This window comes from Lactobacillus sp. UMNPBX19, assembly GCF_002553805.1.
Classification (GTDB): Bacteria; Bacillota; Bacilli; order Lactobacillales; family Lactobacillaceae; genus Lactobacillus.
The window spans coordinates 1-1428 of sequence record NZ_PCYR01000070.1; the positions used below are offsets into that span (position 1 = coordinate 1).

Annotated in this window: 1 pseudogene; it reads left to right on the forward strand. The window is 33.7% G+C overall.

What is annotated here, in order from left to right:
- The first annotated feature begins 81 nt into the window (after positions 1-81).
- Positions 82-1345: pseudogene (locus CP370_RS09070) on the forward strand (ISL3 family transposase).
- Positions 1346-1428: the final 83 nt, after the last annotated feature.

Genomic DNA, 1428 nt, shown 5'->3' on the forward strand with positions numbered 1-1428 from the left:
TCTAATCTATCAAGCAGCTTGATTAAAAGTGTTCAATTTATTATTGCAATTTACGCATTTATTAATTAGAAAGTTTTTACTATGTCCTCTATCGATAATTCTATTAAATTTGCACTTGATATTAAAGCCCCTCACATAACGTTCCTGGATTATTTCTTTAAATTAGAAAATGGCATTAAACGAAAAATTTATCAAGCCGGATTAGAGCAGCCTGCTTGTCCTTTTTGTAGTTCTGTTAACATTATTCACAATGGTTGTCTTCAAACTAACATCCGTTACATCACTGCTAACGCCAGCTCGACTGTTACTATTCGCTTATTCAAATAACGTGTGTTGTACCGTGATTGCAATATGCGTTCTATTGCTCAGTCTAATCTCATTAATAAGTACTGCTATATTTCTAACGTCTCCAAACGTAAAGTTCTTTCCGCTCTTACTGAGGATCGCTCTATGACTAGTATTGCTAGAGAACACAATCTATCTGTCAATACTGTCCAATGAATTTTGGAATCCTGTTCTGCCAAATTTTATGATGACTTTGATCATCTTCCTGACCATCTTGCTTTTGATGAATTCAAAGGAGTTGGCAAGAAACTTCACTTTATTTGTCTAGATGGTGAGTCTCATCAAATTGTGCAAATCCTTAGAACTCGTTTTAAACCTGCAATATTGCACTATTTCTATAAGTTCTCTACTCAAGCTAGAGCGAGAGTTAAAACTGTTACTATGGATCTTAACTGCTATTATCCATTAGTCGCCAGAGAACTCTTTCCCAATGCTCAAATTGTAATCGATTGTTTTCACATGGTTCAAATGCTTACGCGATCTTTTAATAGTTTAAGAGTTCAAACTATGAAGCAATTCCAAAAACATTCTCGTGAATACAAACTATTAAAATCTACTTGGAAGCTTTACTTAATGAAGTATGACAAACTTAATAAGACTAAACCTTATTATGACTGTCACTTCAAAGATTATCTAACCCAAGAACACGTAGTTTTAGATGGTCTCGACTGCGATAAAACCCTGGAAAATACATAAGAGTTTATGTCTGCTATTGAAACTAAAGACGTAAAGAGAGTCATTCATTTGCTTCATTCTAAACACACTCTCCGCAAGCAAATGCATCAACCCCTGTTAACCTTCCAACTACACTGGTGTCTTAAACGGAATATCTTCTAATTATTCTAATGGATGGCTTGAAGAGGGGGTTAACCGTAAGATCAAGTAAATAGAACGCACTGCTTATGGCTACAGTAATTATCAACATTTATTAATCAGAATTAGACTTGAAGAAAATTTAGTCAAAGAAAAAGAACCAAACAACTATTTCACAGTTGCTTGATTCTTATCATCAACTGTTCATCAACAACATTTCTTATAGAATGTCAATCATTATTATAGAGAAAAAAGAGTATACTAAACATA